This window comes from Streptomyces recifensis (genome assembly GCF_002154615.1).
In the GTDB taxonomy this organism is placed as follows: Bacteria; Actinomycetota; Actinomycetes; order Streptomycetales; family Streptomycetaceae; genus Streptomyces; species Streptomyces griseoluteus.
Genome location: NZ_MUNH01000114.1, coordinates 1 through 16,356, shown reverse-complemented (window position 1 = coordinate 16,356; position 16,356 = coordinate 1). Strand labels below are relative to the sequence as shown.

The 16,356-nt window shown below is 72.4% G+C and carries 15 protein-coding genes and 1 pseudogene; 3 read left to right on the top strand and 13 right to left on the bottom strand.

What is annotated here, in order from left to right:
- The 7 genes from CCN33_RS07480 to CCN33_RS07450 all read right to left on the bottom strand — a co-directional run.
- On the bottom strand, nt 1-2,359 hold a 2,359-nt coding region (locus CCN33_RS07480; protein WP_086692482.1), incomplete at its 3' end, for a DEAD/DEAH box helicase.
- Nucleotides 2,360-2,441: 82 nt separating this feature from the next.
- Entirely contained in the window at nt 2,442-3,023 is a 582-nt protein-coding gene (locus CCN33_RS07475) for a sugar kinase (protein WP_086692480.1), read from the bottom strand.
- A complete protein-coding gene (locus CCN33_RS07470; protein WP_086692478.1) occupies nt 3,020-4,165 on the bottom strand; it encodes an ROK family glucokinase in 1,146 nt (381 codons plus the stop codon). The genes CCN33_RS07475 and CCN33_RS07470 overlap by 4 nt, the downstream gene beginning before the upstream one ends.
- Nucleotides 4,166-4,246: 81 nt before the next feature.
- Nucleotides 4,247-5,038, bottom strand: a complete 792-nt coding sequence (locus CCN33_RS07465) for an ATP-binding cassette domain-containing protein (RefSeq protein ID WP_086692476.1) — start codon at nt 5,036-5,038, stop codon at nt 4,247-4,249.
- Complete coding sequence (locus CCN33_RS07460; RefSeq protein WP_167387787.1) at nt 5,035-6,111, bottom strand: ABC transporter permease; 1,077 nt, start codon at nt 6,109-6,111, stop codon at nt 5,035-5,037. The genes CCN33_RS07465 and CCN33_RS07460 overlap by 4 nt, the downstream gene beginning before the upstream one ends.
- Nucleotides 6,108-7,124, bottom strand: coding sequence for a sugar ABC transporter substrate-binding protein (locus tag CCN33_RS07455; protein WP_086692474.1), 1,017 nt, complete (start codon nt 7,122-7,124; stop codon nt 6,108-6,110). The genes CCN33_RS07460 and CCN33_RS07455 overlap by 4 nt, the downstream gene beginning before the upstream one ends.
- Nucleotides 7,125-7,271: 147 nt before the next feature.
- Entirely contained in the window at nt 7,272-8,021 is a 750-nt protein-coding gene (locus CCN33_RS07450) for a GntR family transcriptional regulator (RefSeq protein ID WP_086692472.1), read from the bottom strand.
- A gap of 119 nt (nt 8,022-8,140) precedes the next feature.
- Here CCN33_RS07450 and CCN33_RS07445 point away from each other — a divergent pair, with 119 nt between their 5' ends.
- Nucleotides 8,141-9,163 carry a Gfo/Idh/MocA family protein gene (locus tag CCN33_RS07445; RefSeq protein ID WP_086692470.1) on the top strand — a complete coding sequence of 341 codons (1,023 nt, stop codon included), beginning with the start codon at nt 8,141-8,143 and terminating at the stop codon, nt 9,161-9,163.
- Nucleotides 9,164-9,238: 75 nt separating this feature from the next.
- Here the strand turns inward: CCN33_RS07445 and CCN33_RS07440 are convergent, their stop codons facing one another.
- The 4 genes from CCN33_RS07440 to allB all read right to left on the bottom strand — a co-directional run bounded on the left by CCN33_RS07440 (nt 9,239) and on the right by allB (nt 12,957).
- Nucleotides 9,239-9,634: a ribonuclease domain-containing protein gene (locus CCN33_RS07440; protein WP_086692468.1), complete on the bottom strand. Its 396-nt coding sequence runs from the start codon at nt 9,632-9,634 to the stop codon at nt 9,239-9,241.
- A gap of 139 nt (nt 9,635-9,773) precedes the next feature.
- The gene (locus CCN33_RS07435; RefSeq protein WP_086692466.1) at nt 9,774-10,382 is read right to left on the bottom strand and encodes a dihydrofolate reductase family protein; all 609 of its coding nucleotides are present in this window, start codon (nt 10,380-10,382) and stop codon (nt 9,774-9,776) included.
- A gap of 86 nt (nt 10,383-10,468) precedes the next feature.
- Nucleotides 10,469-11,605 carry an allantoicase gene (gene alc / locus CCN33_RS07430; protein WP_167387788.1) on the bottom strand — a complete coding sequence of 379 codons (1,137 nt, stop codon included), beginning with the start codon at nt 11,603-11,605 and terminating at the stop codon, nt 10,469-10,471.
- 29 nt (nt 11,606-11,634) lie between these two features.
- The gene (gene allB, locus CCN33_RS07425; RefSeq protein ID WP_086692462.1) at nt 11,635-12,957 is read right to left on the bottom strand and encodes an allantoinase AllB; all 1,323 of its coding nucleotides are present in this window, start codon (nt 12,955-12,957) and stop codon (nt 11,635-11,637) included.
- A gap of 351 nt (nt 12,958-13,308) precedes the next feature.
- On the opposite strand from allB, the gene CCN33_RS07420 reads away from it, so the two are divergent.
- Nucleotides 13,309-13,935, top strand: a complete 627-nt coding sequence (locus tag CCN33_RS07420; RefSeq protein WP_086692460.1) for a nucleotidyltransferase family protein — start codon at nt 13,309-13,311, stop codon at nt 13,933-13,935.
- Between the two features lie 65 nt (nt 13,936-14,000).
- Entirely contained in the window at nt 14,001-15,623 is a 1,623-nt protein-coding gene (gene aceB, locus CCN33_RS07415) for a malate synthase A (protein ID WP_086692458.1), read from the top strand.
- 6 nt (nt 15,624-15,629) lie between these two features.
- Here aceB and CCN33_RS07410 read toward each other — a convergent pair whose 3' ends face one another.
- A complete protein-coding gene (locus tag CCN33_RS07410; protein WP_086692457.1) occupies nt 15,630-15,899 on the bottom strand; it encodes an Rdx family protein in 270 nt (89 codons plus the stop codon).
- A 10-nt stretch (nt 15,900-15,909) separates the two neighbouring features.
- Nucleotides 15,910-16,356, bottom strand: a pseudogene (locus tag CCN33_RS07405) (HipA family kinase); the annotation flags it as partial.

The following is a 16,356-nucleotide window of genomic DNA, read 5'->3' as shown; positions in this document are numbered from 1 at the left end:
CGTCCTCGGCGAGCACGGTGTCCAGCAGCTCGTCCAGCAGGGCGAGTTTGCCGGAGCGGGCGGAGAGCCGGTCGGGGCGGGCGGGCTCCTCCTTGAGGTAGAGCGCCGGGTGGTCGCAGATCTGCTTGAGGGCGCCGAGCAGCTTGAGGACCAGGCCGCGCCGGGCGATGCCGTTCGCGTCCTCGATGGCGAGCATCGACTCCCGCACCACGGCCTCGTACAGCGCGGCCTGCTCGCGGCTGAGCGGGACCGGGTGGTCGGTCTCGGTCTTGGGCGGGAGTTCGGGGACGATGCCGGGGTCGGACTTCTTGCGGCGCAGCATGAACGGCCGGACGAGCCGTGCCAGCCGCTCCACCGCCTCCGCGTCCTCGCCGTTCTCCACGGCACGCGCGTGCCGGGCGCGGAAGGACTTGAGGGGGCCGAGCAGGCCGGGCGTGGTCCAGTCGAGCAGGGCCCACAGCTCGGAGAGGTTGTTCTCCACCGGGGTGCCGGTGAGCGCCACGCGCGCGGGGGTCCGGATCGTGCGCAGCGCCTTCGCGGTGGCGGAGTACGGGTTCTTGACGTGCTGGGCCTCGTCGGCGACGACCATGCCCCACGGCTGCTCGGCGAGCAGGGTGGCGGCGGAGCGCATGGTGCCGTAGGTGGTGAGGACGAAGCCGCCGGCGAGGCCGTCGAGGGTGCGGTCGGCGCCGTGGAAGCGGCGGACGGGGACGCCGGGCGCGAAGCGGTTGATCTCCCGCTGCCAGTTGCCCAGCAGGGAGGCGGGGCAGACCACCAGGGTCGGCTCGGTGCGGGCGCGCTTGAGGTGGAGGGCGATGAGGGTGATCGTCTTGCCGAGGCCCATGTCGTCGGCGAGGCAGCCGCCGAGGCCGAGGGAGGTCATCAGGTCGAGCCAGGCCAGCCCGCGCAACTGGTAGTCGCGCAGGGTGGCGTCGAGCCCGGCGGGCGGCTCGGCCGGGGAGATGCCCGCGGTGAGCCGGTCCCGCAGGGCCGCGAGGGCGCCGGTCGGGACGGCCTCCACGGTCTCGCCGTCGATCTCGGCGGTGCCGGTGAGGGCGACGGCGAGCGCGTCGACGGGGTCGAGCAGCCCCAGTTCGCGCTTGCGCGCCTTGCGGACCAGGGCGGGATCGACCAGGACCCAGCGGTCGCGGAGCCGGACGACCGGGCGGTGGGCCTCGGCGAGGGCGTCCATCTCGGCCTCGGTGAGCGGGTCGCCGCCGAGCGCCAGTTGCCAGCGGAAACCGAGCAGCTCCTCGCTCTCGAAGAACCCGGTGCCGTCGGTCGCCGAGCCGGGAGCGGTGCGGACCTCGGCCGTGGCGGCGAGGTCGCTCGCGAGGTCGCGGGGCCAGTGCACGGCGACCCCGGCGGCGGCGAGCCGGCCGGCGGCCACGCCGAGCAGGTCGGTGACCTCCTCCTCGGACAGGGCCAGCACGTCGGGCACGTCCTGCTCGGCGAGCCGGTCCAGCGGCGCCCACACGCGCGCGGCGCGCCGGACGGCGAGGGCGGCGTCCACGTGCGCGCGGGGCCCGAAGGCGTCCGCGTCCCCGGCCCACACGGCGGCCGCGTCGGCGACCAGTGTGGGGTCGGCCAGGCTGTGGACCTGCACGACGGCGGCACCGGCCGCCCGCGCCCGCTGGTCGTCACCGGTGTCGAAGACGCTGTAGCCAGACAGGTCAAGGCGCAGCGAGACGCGCACGCCCGCGTCCATGCCCGCGGCGACCTCGGCCGCCCAGTCCCTGGCGTCGGGCAGCGGCTGGGGCTCGCGGGCGGCGAAGGGGCGCCCGCTGGTGTGCGGGGCGGCTGGGGTGCGGGGCAGGGTGTCCGCGACGGCGTCCAGGAAGGAGCGGACCAGGGCCTCGGGCTCGGGCAGGGTCAGCGGTCCGGGGCCGGGCAGCGGCACGGCATGGCCCTCGGGCGGCATCGCGGCGGCCACCGCACGCAGGTGCGCCATGTCGTCGGGCTCCAGCGGACCGGCACGCCAGGCGTCGTGCCCGCCGGGGGTGAGCCCGGGCAGCAGGCGCCCCCGCGCGGTCAGGCGCAGCGCGTGCAGCGCGGCGGCTCCCCAGCAGGCGGTGGCCGGATGCGCGGCCGGATCGTGCCGGGCCCGGACCAGCAGGGGCAGCGCGTCGGCGAGGGGCAGGGTGAGCGCGGGCACCTGACGGCGCCGTACGCCCGAACCGTGCGGCCGTACGACCGTCAGCTCGTCGGTGGCGTCCAGGAGGGGCTCGCCGTCGGGGTCCCAGAAGGCGACGCGGGCCTCGCGCGGGAGGGGCGCGGGCAGGAACACGCAGGCGAGACGGACGGGGACCGGGTCCTCGGTCCGCGCGCGGGCCGTCGCCGTGGCCGCGGTGTCACTCATGTGTCCTGTCACCTCCCGTCCCTGTCGGATGAGTCGTGTCCGACTGTACGGGTGGGGTCTGACAACGGGTTCCGCTCGGGTCTCAGGGCACCGTGCGGCTGACCACGTACACCGTCGGATAGACCGGATCGGACATGTTCACGACCACGTCCTGGGTGGGGGCCGGGTTCTTCTGCTTGTGGGTGTAGCCGGACCACGCGCCGGGGCCGGTCAGGTTCCAGCCGGAGACCTGGCGGTCGCGGGCGCCGATGGTGCCGGCGCCCTGCTTCAGCTGGTCGCGGCGGATGCCGAGGGTGCCGAGGAAGCTGTCCAGGCCCGCGCCGTTGGTGCGGAACTGCACGTACAGGCGGCTGGTCTTCCAGTTGTTGGTCTCGTAGTAGGCGAGCCGGTCGGCGGGGTGCGGTACGGGCACCTGGTAGAGGCGGCGCTGCACCTTGGAGGGCCAGCCGGGGGTGAGCCCGGTGGCGGAGTACTTCGCTTCCTTGTCCTTGCCGCTGTCCCGGCTCTGGTTGGCGGAGATCACCAGGTAGCCGGCCGGTACGCCGATGAGCAGCACGATGATCAGCAGGGTGAGGGCGCGGCGCTTGACGCGGTGACGCGGGTCCTCCCCCGCCGGGTGCGGCGTGGCCGGGGCGGCCGCCTGGTGCGGAAGCGAGGTGGTCATGCGGTGTCCCGGTCCCGGCGGCCCTGGGTGTACCGCTCGTATCGTTCGTAGCGCTCCACGCGGCGGCGCTTGGCGCGGCGGAAGCGCCGGGCCACCAGCCGGGCCAGGTCCGCGGCGCCGACCATGCCGGCCTCGGGGCCGAGCTGGGCGCGGGTGATGCGGGCCTCGGGGCGGTAGCCGCGGCCGGTGAGGTGGCGCTTGAAGGCGTCCCGCGCGGGGCCGATGAGGAGGTCGTCGGCCGCGCTGACCCCGCCGCCGATGACGAAGCAGGACGGGTCGAGGGCGGCGGCGAGGTTGGCGATGCCGACGCCGAGCCACTGGCCGATGTCCTGGAGCAGCTCGATGCACATGGCGTCGCCCTCGCGGGCCAGCTCGGTGATCATCGGGCCGGTGATGTCGCCGATGCTGCCCTTGACGTGCTCGATGATCCCGTAGGCGACCGGGGAGTCGGCGGCGGCCAGCTCCCGCGCCTCGCGGACCAGGGCGTTGCCGGAGCTGTACTGCTCCCAGCAGCCGCGGTTGCCGCACGGGCACCGGTGTCCGCCGGGCACGACCTGCATATGGCCGAACTCGCCCGCGACGCCGAACTTGCCCCGCTTGACCTGGCCGTCCTCCAGGATGGCGCCCCCGATGCCGGTACCGAGGGTGATCATGACGAGGTGGTCCTCGCCGCGCCCGGCGCCGAAGCGCCACTCGGCCCAGGCCGCGGTGTTGGCGTCGTTGTCCACCAGGACGGGCACGGACAGCCGGGCGGCGAGACGGTCGCGCAGCGGCTCGTTGCGCCAGGACAGGTGGGGGGCGAACAGGACGCGGTTGCGGTCGGCGTCGACCCAGCCGGCGGCCCCGATGCCGACGGCGTGCACGTCGTGCCGGTCGGAGAGGTCGAGCACCAGCTCGGCGATGGTGTCCTCGACGACCTGGGGGCTCTTGGACTTGTCCGGGGTCTCCGCGCGGAGCTTCTCCAGGATGTTGCCGTCGGCGTCCACGACGCCCGCCATGACCTTGGTGCCACCGATGTCGATGCCGACCGTGGGCACGCGGGGCGCGGTCAGGTGGGAGCGGCGTTCCCGGGTGCCCACCGTGCGCAGGACGGGGGCGCGGCGGGAGCCGATGGGGGCGGCGAGGTCGCGGTAGGTGCTCATCGGGCTCGATTGTGCCTCACGCTCACGCCGGGCGCGGCGCTGTCGGGTGCGGAGCCGCGAATCCCCGCGGCTCCGCGTCCGTCAGCCGCGCTTCAGCTCGTGGTGCAGAGCGTCCAGGTCCGCTCCGCCCGCCATCTGCTTGGTCAGTTCGTCCAGGGTGATCTCGTCGCGTGTGTGGTTGCCCACCATGACGCCGCGCCGCAGCAGCACAAAGCGGTCGCCAACGAGATGCGCGTGGTGCGGGTTGTGGGTGATCAGTACGACACCCAGGCCCGCATCACGTGCCGCGGCCACATATTTGAGGACCACACCGGACTGCTTGACGCCGAGTGCGGCGGTGGGCTCGTCCAGGACGAGCACCTTGGCGCCGAAGTGCACGGCACGCGCGATGGCCACGCACTGGCGCTCGCCGCCGGAGAGGGTGCCGATGGGCTGGTCGACGTCGCGCAGGTCGATGCCCATGCGCAGCAGTTCCTCGCGGGTGGTGCGGCGCATGAGGTCGGTGTCCAGGCGCGCGAACGGGCCCTTGCCCTTGCGGGGCTCGGAGCCGAGGAAGAAGTTGCGCCAGACCGGCATCAGGGAGACGACGGCGAGGTCCTGGTAGACCGTGGCGATGCCCCGGTCCAGGGCGTCGCGCGGGGAGGCGAGCCGGGTCTCCTCGCCCTCGATGCGGAGGGTGCCGCCGTCGTGCTGGTGGAGCCCCGCGATGGTCTTGATCAGGGTGGACTTGCCCGCGCCATTGTCGCCGAGGACACAGGTGATCTCCCCGGCGTGCACCTCGAGGGAGACGCCCTCCAGGGCGCGGACGTTGCCGTAGTGCTTGCTGACGTCGGTCAGCTCGACCAGGGGCACGCGCTCTTCGGTGACGGTCATGTGGTGGCCTCCGCGCGCTTGCGGACCCAGGTGTTGAGCAGGGTCGCCAGGAGGAGCATGGCTCCGAGGAAGAACTTGAACCAGTCCGGGTTCCACTCGGCGAAGACGATGCCCTTGCTGGTCATGCCGAACAGCAGGGCGCCGACCGCCGAGCCGACGGCGCTGCCGTAGCCGCCGGTGATCAGGCAGCCGCCGATGACGGCCGCGATGATGTAGATCAGCTCGTTGCCGACGCCCTCGCCGGACTGGACGGTGTCGAAGGAGAACAGCAGGTGCTGCCCGGACACCCAGGCGCCGAAGGCGACGCCCATGTAGAGGCCGATCTTGGTCTTGGCGACCGGGACGCCGACCGCGCGGGCCGCGTCCTCGTTGCCGCCGACCGCGAAGATCCAGTTGCCGACGCGGGTGCGCAGCAGCACCCAGGAGGCGAGGGCGACCAGGCCGAGCCACCACAGCACGGTGACCTTGAGGTCGACCCCGCCGAGGCTCAGGGTCGAGGCGAACACGGCGTGCGCGCTCGGGAAGCCCTCCATGTCGCCGATCGACTTGGTGGACACCGTGCCGTCGATCAGCTTGGTGAAGCCCAGGTTCATGCCGGTGAGCATCAGGAAGGTGCCCAGCGTGACGATGAAGCTGGGCAGCCTGGTGCGGGTCAGCATGAACCCGTTGAACGCGCCGACGGCCAGGGTGACCAACAGGGACACGCCGGCGCCCACCCAGATGTTCGCCGTCATCTGGTAGCTGAACATCGAGGAGATCAGCGCGGACGACGTGACCATGACGCCCGCGGAGAGGTCGAACTCGCCGCCGATCATCAGCAGGGCCACGGGTACGGCCATGATGCCGATGGTCGAGGAGGCGTACAGCACGGTGCTGATGCTGGACGGGCGCAGGAAGCCGTCGGCGGCGACCGCGAAGAAGACCAGGACGGCGAGGGCGCCGACGACCGAGCCCAGCTCGGGCCGGGACAGCAGCTTGCGCAGCGGGGAGGTGCGCAGCAGCCGCTCGTCGCGGGGCCGCTCGCCACCCGGCGCCGGTCCTCCGGTGGGGCGGGTGTCGGTGGTGGTGCTCATCGGGTGCCCCGATCGGTGTACGCCGCGAGCGCGCCCGCCTGGTCCTTGGTGATGATCTGCGGGCCGGTCAGGACGGGCTTGCCGCCGCCGAGGACGTCACCGTTGTACTTGTACAGCCACAGCAGGTCGACCGCCTCGTAGCCCTGGAGGTAGGGCTGCTGGTCGACGGCGAAGCCGAGGGTGCCGTCCTTCAGCTCGGCGGCGACCTTGGCGTTGAGGTCGAAGGTGTCGACCTCGGCCTTGCTGCCGGCGTCCGCCTTGGCCTTCACCACGGTGTCGGCGTAGGGGGCGCCCAGGGTGACGACGGCGTCCACGTCCCGGTCGGCCTGGAGCTTGGCGCCGACGGCGGACTGGACGTCGGGCATGTTGGTGCCGTTGACGTAGAGCTTGCGTACCTTGCCGTGGAAGGTCTTCTCCACGCCGTCGCAGCGCTGCTCGTGGCCGACGTTGCCCTGCTCGTGCAGGACGCACAGGGCGTTCTTGCGGCCGCGCTTGTTCAGCTCCTCGCCGACCGCCTCACCGGCGATGGTCTCGTCCTGGCCGATGTGGCTGAGCGCGCCGAACGCCTTGGACTGGGCCGAGCCGGAGTTGACCGTGACCACCGGGATGCCGGCCTTGTGGGCGCGGGCCACGGCCGCCTTGAGGGCGTCGGGCTTGGCGAGGCTGACGATGATCCCGTCGACCTTTTTGTCGATCGCGGCGTCCACGAGCTGGGCCTGCTGCTGGGCCTCGTCGTCGTGCGAGTAGAGGAAGTTGATGTTGTCCTTGACCGCCGCCTGCTTGGCGCCGCTCTGCACGATGTCCCAGAAGGTGTCGCCGTCGCCGGAGTGGGTGATCATCGCGATGGTCCAGCGGGGGGTGGTCACCGCTGCCCTGCCCTGGGCCGTGGCGGCCTTTCGGGCGTCCTCGGCCTTCTTGCCGCCGGTGCTGCTGCAGGCGGTCAGCGAAACGCAGGCGAGCAGTGCGAACGCTCCTGCCACCGTCATGCCCACCCGGTTCTGAAACCGTGCCACGAGGCCGTGCCCTTCTTGCCGTGTTCTGAACGCTTGCCGTGTTCTGACGCAAACACTTCAGTATCGAACACGCGGAACACTCGTTACCCGTCCGGGGCGCACCCGACAGGGTCTTTGTCCGGACAATGTGACGCGGCCGGGCATGTTTCAGGGGCGCACCAGGAGCTGGAACTCGAAGGAATACCGGGCCGGACGGTAGGTGTGGTCGCCCTGCTCGACCGCGCGGCCGGTGTCGTCGAACGTGACGCGCCTCATGGTGAGCAGCGGGGCACCCTCGGCCTCGGCGAGCCGGTCGGCCTCGGCGGGCGTGGCGCCACGGGCGCCGATGGACTGGCGGGCGCTGTGCAGGGTGATGCCGGCCGCGCGCATCAGCCGGTACAGGCCGGTGGCCTCCAGCCGGGCGGTGTCGAGGTCCAGCAGGCCGAGCGGCAGGTGGTTGGTCAGGTAGGCCATCGGCTCGCCGTGCGCCAGCCGCAGCCGCTCGACGCGGTGCACGTCATGGCCCTCGGTGACCCCGAGCGCGGCGGCGATCTCGGCGGTGGCCGGGACGACCGTGTTGACCAGGACCTTGGTGGCGGGCCGCTGGCCGGCCGCCTCCAGGTCGTCGTAGAGGCTGCTCAGTTCCAGCGGGCGCTTGACCTGGCTGTGCACGACCTGGGTGCCGACGCCGCGGCGGCGTACCAGCAGTCCCTTGTCGACGAGGGACTGGATGGCCTGGCGGACGGTGGGACGGGACAGGCCGAGCCGCGCGGCCAGCTCGATCTCGTTGCCGAGCAGGCTGCCGGGGGTGAGGGCGCCGCGCTCGATGGCGGCCTCCAACTGCTGGGCGAGCTGGAAGTACAGCGGCACCGGGGAGCTTCGGTCCACGCGGAGGCCGAGCGGCGCGGTCGGGTCCACATCTGGTTTCGGCACGGGCCCGAGCGTAGTCCGGTGCCCGGATGACGGGAAGTCGTGAAGTCCGGTTGTCCTGACATTTTGATTGACAGGTGCACGTTGTTCCCCCTCAATGTGTCCTCATGCGCATCGGGGTCATCGGGACGGGCCGCATCGGGGCCATCCACGCCAACACGCTGAGCCGCCACCGGGAGGTCGGATCGCTGATCCTGACGGACTCCGATCCGTTACGCGCCCAGGAGCTGGCGCACCGGCTCGGGGAGACGGCGGCGCCGGGCGTGGACGAGGTCTTCCAGTGGGGCGTGGACGCGGTGGTGATCACGACGGCGACGGCGGCGCACGCGGAGCTGATCGGCCGCGCGGCCCGCTCCGGGCTGCCGGTGTTCTGCGAGAAGCCGATCGCGCTCGACCTGCCCGGCACGCTGCACGCGCTCGCCGAGGTCGCGGCGGCGGGCACCGTGCTCCAGATGGGTTTCCAGCGGCGTTTCGACGCGGGGTACGTGGGCGCCCGCGAGGCGGTGCGCTCGGGCCGGCTCGGCCGGCTGCACACCGTGCGCGCCCTGACCTCCGACCAGTCGCCGCCCCCGCGGGAGTGGCTGCCGCTGTCCGGCGGACTGTTCCGGGACACCCTGATCCACGACTTCGACATCCTGCGCTGGGTCACCGGCCGCGAAGTGATCGACGTGTACGCGACCGGCTCCGACGCCGGTCCCGCGATGTTCCGCGAGGCCGGCGACGTCGACACCGGCGCGGCCCTGCTCACCCTGGACGACGGCACCCTCGCCACGGCCACCGCGACCCGCCTCAACGGCGCCGGTTACGACGTCCGCATGGAGCTGTCCGGCGAACTCGACACGGTCGTCGTCGGCCTGGACGACCGCACCCCGGTCGCCTCCACCGAACCGACCGGCCCTCCCCCGGCCGACAAACCCTGGCCCGGCTTCCTCGAACGCTTCGGCACCGCCTACGCGTCCGAACTGTGCACCTTCGTGGACGTGGTCCGCGGCGAACAGCCCAACCCCTGCGACGGCTGGCAGGCGTTGCAGGCCCTGCGCATCGCGGAGGCGTGCGAGATCTCCCGGCGCGAACGAAGGGCGGTCGCCCTGGCGGAGGTTCCCGACCGGGTGCCGTCCTCGTACGTGTGACTCGGCCCGGCCACGACGCCGCCCCGCGACCCCGGACGTGGGGGGAAGGATCGCGGGGCGGGTTGAACGAAGCGGTCAGCAGCCGTAGTTGATGAGGTTGAACGTGGCGTAGTGGTCGGAGGTGTAGTAGTCCTCCTCGGTCCGCTGGCCCGTGACGATGCGGCGGGCCCCACGGGTGGCGTCGCCGGGGGTCTTGACCGTGTACTCGTGGTAGTAGCCGGAGGACTGGCCGGGCAGGACGCCCTCGCGGTTCTGGAAGACCACGCCGTCCTGGGAGTACGGGTACGGGCCGCCCCGGGCGATGAGGTCGAGGGTGTCGTACGCCTGCGACGGCAGGGAGCCGTAACAGATGCTGCCGACCGACGCGGTGGCCGCGTCCGCGGTGGTGGCGGAGACGGTGCCGCCGAGGAGGAGGGCGGAGAAGAGGGCCGCCGCGGCGCCGATACGAGTGGTGCGTGGGGGGAATCTCATGGGTTCATGATGACGCGCGTAGACGCGTTCATGTCAATGAGAGAGATGTGGATTTTCCCGGCAGGTCCGATGAGTTCTCGCGGCGTTAACCTGCTCCAACAGGAGCCGTTCGGGCTCCTGTTGGCATCCCGTCGACCGACTAGAAGGACCCGTACTCGGGGCGGCCCGCCAGGTCGTACGACTGGATGGAGACCCCCTTGCCGGTGACCGTGCCGCCCGCGTGCCCGAAGCGGGTGGGGACGGCACCCTCCACGAACAGCCGGCGCCCCTCGCCCAGCACGACGGGGAAGGTCAGCAGGTGCAGGGTGTCGATCAGGCCGAGGTTCACCAGCGAGCGGACCAGCGCTCCGCTGCCGTGGATCTGCACCTCGCCGTCGGTGCGCTCCTTCAGCGCCTGGACCTCCTTGCCGAGGTCGCCGGAGAGCACCGTCGTCCCCGCCCACTCGGGGTTCGCGACGGTCGCGGAGACGACGTACTTCGGCAGCGCGTTCAGCTTGGCCGCGACCGGGTTCTCCGGGTCGGTCACCTTGGGCCAGTACCCGGCGAAGATGTCGTAGGTGTGGCGGCCGAGGAGGAAGGCACCGGCCCGGCCGAAGCTCTCCTCGACGAAGCCGCCGAACCCGTCGTCGGCGTACGGGAAGGTCCAGCCGCCCTGGCCGAAGCCGCCGCTGGTGTCCTCCTCGGGGCCGCCGGGAGCCTGGTAGACGCCGTCGAGCGAGACGAAGACGGTGGAGACGAGCTTGCCCATGAGGTGCCTTCTTCCGGGTGCGGGGTGCTGCTGTCAACGGTGCAGACCCCGCGCGGGACCGCAACTCATCGGTCCCCCCGTCCGCCTCAGCCGTCCAGCTCCCGGAACCGCGCCGCCAGGCGGCTCGCCCCGGCCTCGGTGAGCGAGCCGAAGAGGCGCAGCCGGGAGATCCCGCCGTCCGGATGGATGTCCACGCGCGCGTGCGTGCCGACGGCCGGCACCGGGAGCGGGAAGCGGTGGTTGGTGTCCGGCTGGAGCCGGGTGCGCGGCAGGATCTCGGTCCACTCCCCGCTCTCGCCGTCCCGCACCGACACCGACGCCCAGCCCGCGCTGTTGCCCTTCAGATACGCCGTGTCGATCTCCACCGCACGCACCAGCGCTTGTTCGGTCAGCCGGTACGTGATCCAGTCGTGGCCCCGGTCGCGGCGGCGCCGGGTCTCCCAGCCGTCGTCCATCCGCTGGGAGCGGCCCGGCCGTACGGTGTTGGCGGCCGGGGAGTAGAAGCGGTCCGAGGCGTCCTCGGCGCGGCCGCCGTTCTCCAGCGCGGCCACGTCGAAGGTGCCCAGCGTGGCCAGCCACTCCGGGTCCGGGACGATCTCGCCGTACGCGCGCAGCCGGGCGACACCACCGTCCGGGTGCTGGTTCAGCCGGAGGTGGGTGAAGCGCTGGGGTGCGGAGACGAGGAAGCCGTTCGCCGCGTGGCCGCCGACCGGGGTGACCGGGACGAGCGTCGTCCACTTCACGCCGTCGCCGAGCAGGTCCGCGGGAGACGGGTTGCCGGGCGCCGAGGTGGCTTCTACGGAGACGGCCTGCGGGTGGTTGCCCCGGAAGTGGGCGGTGTCGACGACGATCCCCCGGATCACACCGGGTGTGCCGAGGCGGATCAGCGCCCAGTCGTGGTCGTCGGCGCCCGGCCAGGGGTCCTCGGCGCTCGGGCCGCGCCGGCGGCGGGTCTCCCAGCCGTCCATGATCTTGCCCTTGTGGCCGAAGCGGCCGGGCTCGAACTCCGCCCTGTGGGGCAGCAGCAGGTTCTCCCGCTCGGCGAAGAACTCGTCGTTGGCGGCGATCACCCCGGCCCCCAGGCGCCGGTCGGCGAGGTCGGGGTGGTGGGTGAAGGGAAAGTCGGCGGTGCGGTAGTCGGCATAGGGGTCGCCGCCGCCGTAGGGAGCCGCGTCGCCGGTGAAGCGGGGCGGGTCGGAGGGTTGCTGCGCCGTCACGGTGATCGGGGGTCCTCTCGGCAGGGGTACGGGGCTCAGCCGGTACGGGTGAGCAGGCGGCCTTTCGGCTCGGTGAACTCGCCCTCGCCGTAGATCCGCCGGCCGCGCAGCCAGGTGGACCTCACCACGCCGTGCAGGGTCTTGCCGGCGTACGCGGTGACCGGGTTGCGGTGGTGGAGGCGGGCGGGGTCGACGGTGAAGGTGTCCTCCGGGGCGAGGACGGCGAAGTCGGCGTCGCGGCCCGGCGCGATGGCGCCCTTGCGGCCGAGACCGGCGAGGGCCGCGGTGCGGGCGGACATCCACCGCACCACGTCGGTCAGTTGGTGCCCGCGCTCACGTGCCTCGGTCCAGATCGCGGGGAGGCTGAGCTGGAGGCCGGAGATGCCGCCCCAGGCGGTGGCGAAGTCCGGCGTCTTGAGGTCGGCGGTGGAGGGCGAATGGTCGGTGACGACGCAGTCGATCGTGCCGTCCGCGAGCGCCTGCCAGAGCAGGTCCCGGTTGGCGGCCTCGCGGATGGGCGGGCAGCACTTGAACTCACTGGCCCCGTCCGGGACTTCCTCGGCGCTCAGGGTGAGGTAGTGCGGACAGGTCTCCACGGTGACGCGGACGCCGTCGGCGCGGGCGGCGGCGATGATCGGGAGGGCGGCGGCGGAGGAGAGGTGGAGTACGTGCACACGGGCCTTCAACCTTCGGGCCAGGTTCAGCAGTTGGGCGATGGCGTCCGTCTCGGCCGCGTGCGGGCGGGAGGCGAGGAAGCCCGCGTACGCAGGTCCCGCGGGGGCGTCCGTGAGGCGGGAGGGGTCTTCGGCGTGCACGATGAGCAGGCCGTCGAAACCGGCGATCTCGCCAAGAGAGCGCGCCAGTTGGGCGCCGTCCAGGTGCGGGAACTCCTCCACGCCGGACGGGGAGAGAAACGCCTTGAAGCCGAACACCCCGGCCTCGTGCAGCGGGCGAATGTCATGGACGTTGCCGGGCAGAGCACCGCCCCAGAAGCCGACGTCGACGTGGGTGCGGCCCTGTGCCGCCTCCCTCTTGATGCGCAGGTGGTCGACCGTGGTCGTCGGCGGAAGAGAGTTCAGCGGCATGTCGACGAGGGTGGTGACACCCCCCGCCGCCGCGGCCCGGGTCGCCGTCCAGAACCCCTCCCACTCGGCCCGGCCGGGGTCGTTGACGTGCACGTGCGTGTCGACCAGCCCGGGCAGCAGCGCGTCCTCCCCCAGGTCGACGGCCTGGACCCCCGCGTCGTACGGCAGCACGGCCTCGATCGTCCCGCCGACGACGGTGACCGTCGCGGCCCGCACCCCCTCCGGGGTGACCACCCGCGTGGAACGCAACGCCAGCTCGACGTCGTCGGACACCCGAACCCCTCTCAGCCGTTCACGCCCAGGAAACGGTATTAACACCCATGTAACGGACTTCAACGTTCTGTTGAAGGAGTCTCGCCGCCCGCGCCGGCACGAGTCAAGGGTGCCAGCCGCCGACGCCGCGGGGCCTGAGCGGACGAGGGGGTGTTCACCCGCGGGGCGGCCGCAGCTGTCCGTCGGTCCTGGCCCCGCTGACCGGCGCGCCCGCGCGGCCGCCGACGGCGTACGCGGGCCAGCCGCCGCACCGCGCTGACCGTCCGAATACCGGATACGGCCCGCGGTCCGCACCCGCGGCCGCAGGCCCGGGTGCCCCCGCGCCTGCCCACATCCCGGCATCCTGGTCCCATGACATCCGACCAGGCCCCCCGCCACCCCGGAGTCGCCGGGCTCCTGCTCGCCGCGGGAGGTGGGCGGGGGCTGGGCGGGGGGCCCAAGGCGCTGCTGCGGCATGACGGGGCACTGCTCGTGGAGCGGGCCGCCCGTGCGCTGTGGGACGCCGGGTGTGCCCGCGTGCACGTGGTGCTTGGCGCGGGGGCCGAAGAGGTGCGCGGGCGAGCCGAGTTGAGCGGGTGCGTGCTCGTGGACAACCCCGGCTGGGGCGAGGGGATGGGGTCCTCCCTGCGGGCCGGGCTTCGCTCTCTCGTGGGTACGGACGTACACGGCGCTCTCGTGAGCCTCGTTGATCAGCCGGGTATCGGGCCCGAGGCGTACGCACGGGTGCTGGACGCCTTCACCGGCGAGGCCTCCCTCGTGTCGGCCGCGTACGACGGCGGGCGCGGGCACCCCGTGCTGCTCGGGTCCGCCCACTGGGCCGGTGTGGCCGAGGCCGCGCGGGGTGACCGGGGGGCGCGGGAGTATCTGCGGGAGCACTCCGCCGAGATCCGGCTCGTGGAGTGCGGGGACGTGGCCGAGGCCTACGACATCGACACCGGGGCCGACCTCGGCAGGCTGCGCCCCGGCGGGGCCCATTGAGGTTCGGCGATCAGGAAATTACGCTGCCCAGTCCGACCAGCCCGCCACGGAGGAAGTGACCGCTCATGTCCGCACCCGCGTCCCCGCCGGTCGTCGTCGACGCCGAGCCGCTCCCCCGGCAGGAGGAGGTCCTCACCGGCCCGGCGCTGGACTTCCTCGCGGAGCTGCACCGGCGGTTCACCCCGCGCCGGAACGAACTCCTGGCCCGCCGGGCCGAGCGCCGCGCGGAGATCGCCCGGACCGGCACGCTGGACTTCCTCCCCGAGACGGCCGGGGTGCGGGCCGACGACTCCTGGCGGGTGGCCCCCGCGCCGCCCGCTCTGCAGGACCGCCGGGTGGAGATCACCGGCCCGGCCGACCGCAAGATGACGGTCAACGCGCTCAACTCCGGTGCCAGGATCTGGCTCGCCGACTTCGAGGACGCCTCCTCCCCCACCTGGGAGAACGTGATTCTCGGCCAGCTCAACCTGATGGACGCCTACGCCGGCCGCGTCGACTTCACCGACGGCCGCACCGGTAAGTCGTACGCGCTGCGCCCGCAGGAGGAGCTCGCGACGGTCGTGATGCGGCCGCGCGGCTGGCACCTGGACGAGCGGCACCTCCAGGGAGCCGACGGCGAGCCCGTTCCGGGCGCCCTGGTCGACTTCGGCCTGTACTTCTTCCACAACGCCGCCCGCCTGCTGGAGCTGGGCAAGGGCCCGTACTTCTACCTGCCCAAGACGGAGTCCCATCTCGAAGCCCGGCTGTGGAACGACGTGTTCGTGTTCGCGCAGGACCATCTCGGCATCCCGCAGGGCACCGTACGGGCCACCGTACTGATCGAGACGATCACGGCCGCGTACGAGATGGAGGAGATCCTCTACGAACTGCGTGAGCACGCCTCCGGGTTGAACGCGGGACGCTGGGACTACCTGTTCTCCATCGTGAAGAACTTCCGTGACGGTGGCCCGGAGTTCGTACTGCCGGACCGCAATTTGGTCACGATGACGGCACCGTTCATGCGCGCGTACACCGAACTCCTCGTCCGCACCTGCCACAAGCGGGGCGCGCACGCGATCGGCGGTATGGCGGCCTTCATCCCGTCCCGCAGGGACGCCGAGGTCAACAAGGTGGCGTTCGAGAAGGTGCGGGCGGACAAGGACCGCGAGGCGGCCGACGGCTTCGACGGCTCCTGGGTGGCCCACCCGGACCTGGTGCCCATCGCCATGGAGTCCTTCGACAAGGTGCTCGGCGACCGCCCGCACCAGAAGGACCGGCTGCGTGAGGACGTCCACGTGAAGGCGGCCGACCTGATCGACATCGGCTCGCTGGACGCGAAGCCGACCTACGCGGGGCTGGTCAACGCGGTACAGGTCGGCATCCGGTACATCGAGGCGTGGCTGCGCGGCCTCGGCGCGGTGGCCATCTTCAACCTGATGGAGGACGCGGCCACCGCCGAGATCTCCCGCTCGCAGATCTGGCAGTGGATCAACGCGGGCGTCGAGTTCGAGAACGGCGAGCGCGCCACCCCCGAGCTGGCCCGCAGGCTGGCGGCGGCCGAACTGGAGGCGGTGCGGGCGGAGATCGGCGCGGAGGCTTTCGCGGCAGGCCACTGGCAGGAGGCGCACGACCTGCTGCTGACGGTGGCGCTGGACGAGGAGTACGCCGACTTCCTCACTCTGCCGGCCTACCGGCACCTCACCGGCTGAACACGCTCACTTCTCGGAGTGGCCGAGGGACCGCTCAGGCGCCACCCGGTCCCGCACCAGCCGCTTGACCGCCGTGGGCTCGGGAAAGCCCTGCTCACGGCGGTCCCAGACCGGCTCGCCGTCCACCCTGACGACGAAGACGCCGCCGGTGCCGGGCTTGAGCGCGAGGGTTTCCAGCTCGGTCTCGAAGGTCGTGAGCAGCTCCTGCGCCAGCCAGGCCGCGCGGGGCAGCCAGCGGCACTGGGTGCAGTACTCGATCTCGACGCGGTGACTCACAAAGATCCCTTCATCCCAGGTGTACCGACCAGTCCTGTTCCGCCGCCGGGCGTCCGTGCAGGTCGGGGACCCGCTTGAGCCAGTCCGGGCGCCCGCGCTGGGACCGCTCGGCGCGGGCGGCCTCCTCGGCGGCGAGTTCCGCGCGGTCGGGGAAGTCGGTGGGCAGCCACTCGGCGGAGAGCCGGGCGCGGGCCAGGAGATGGTCGACGTAGGCGGCTCGGGCGTCGTCGGGGGTAGCGAAGGCGGGGTCGTCGGTGAGCCAGGCGTCGGGCACCTCGGCGAGGATGCCGCGCAGCAGTTCCTCGGTGACCTTGGGGGCCAGCTCGGCGTCGGCGGCGTGCACGTCGGGGCCGTACTGGCCGAGCGCGTGGTGGCGGAAGTCGTACCTGCGACCGGGGTTCATGGTGTCCCAGCGGTGGTGGAAGACGAGGGCGGCGCCGTGGTCGATGAGCCACAG

What these genes read in the sequence shown, in the direction of transcription:
- CCN33_RS07475 (WP_086692480.1), bottom strand. Translation starts at nt 3,023, where the DNA reads ATGACCACCTCGCTTCCGCACCAGGCGGCCGCCCCGGCCACGCCGCAC.
- CCN33_RS07470 (WP_086692478.1), bottom strand. Translation starts at nt 4,165, where the DNA reads ATGAGCACCTACCGCGACCTCGCCGCCCCCATCGGCTCCCGCCGCGCC.
- CCN33_RS07465 (WP_086692476.1), bottom strand. Translation starts at nt 5,038, where the DNA reads ATGACCGTCACCGAAGAGCGCGTGCCCCTGGTCGAGCTGACCGACGTC.
- CCN33_RS07460 (WP_167387787.1), bottom strand. Translation starts at nt 6,111, where the DNA reads ATGAGCACCACCACCGACACCCGCCCCACCGGAGGACCGGCGCCGGGT.
- CCN33_RS07445 (WP_086692470.1), top strand. Translation starts at nt 8,141, where the DNA reads ATGCGCATCGGGGTCATCGGGACGGGCCGCATCGGGGCCATCCACGCC.
- CCN33_RS07440 (WP_086692468.1), bottom strand. Translation starts at nt 9,634, where the DNA reads ATGAGATTCCCCCCACGCACCACTCGTATCGGCGCCGCGGCGGCCCTC.
- CCN33_RS07435 (WP_086692466.1), bottom strand. Translation starts at nt 10,382, where the DNA reads ATGGGCAAGCTCGTCTCCACCGTCTTCGTCTCGCTCGACGGCGTCTAC.
- CCN33_RS07420 (WP_086692460.1), top strand. Translation starts at nt 13,309, where the DNA reads ATGACATCCGACCAGGCCCCCCGCCACCCCGGAGTCGCCGGGCTCCTG.
- aceB (WP_086692458.1), top strand. Translation starts at nt 14,001, where the DNA reads ATGTCCGCACCCGCGTCCCCGCCGGTCGTCGTCGACGCCGAGCCGCTC.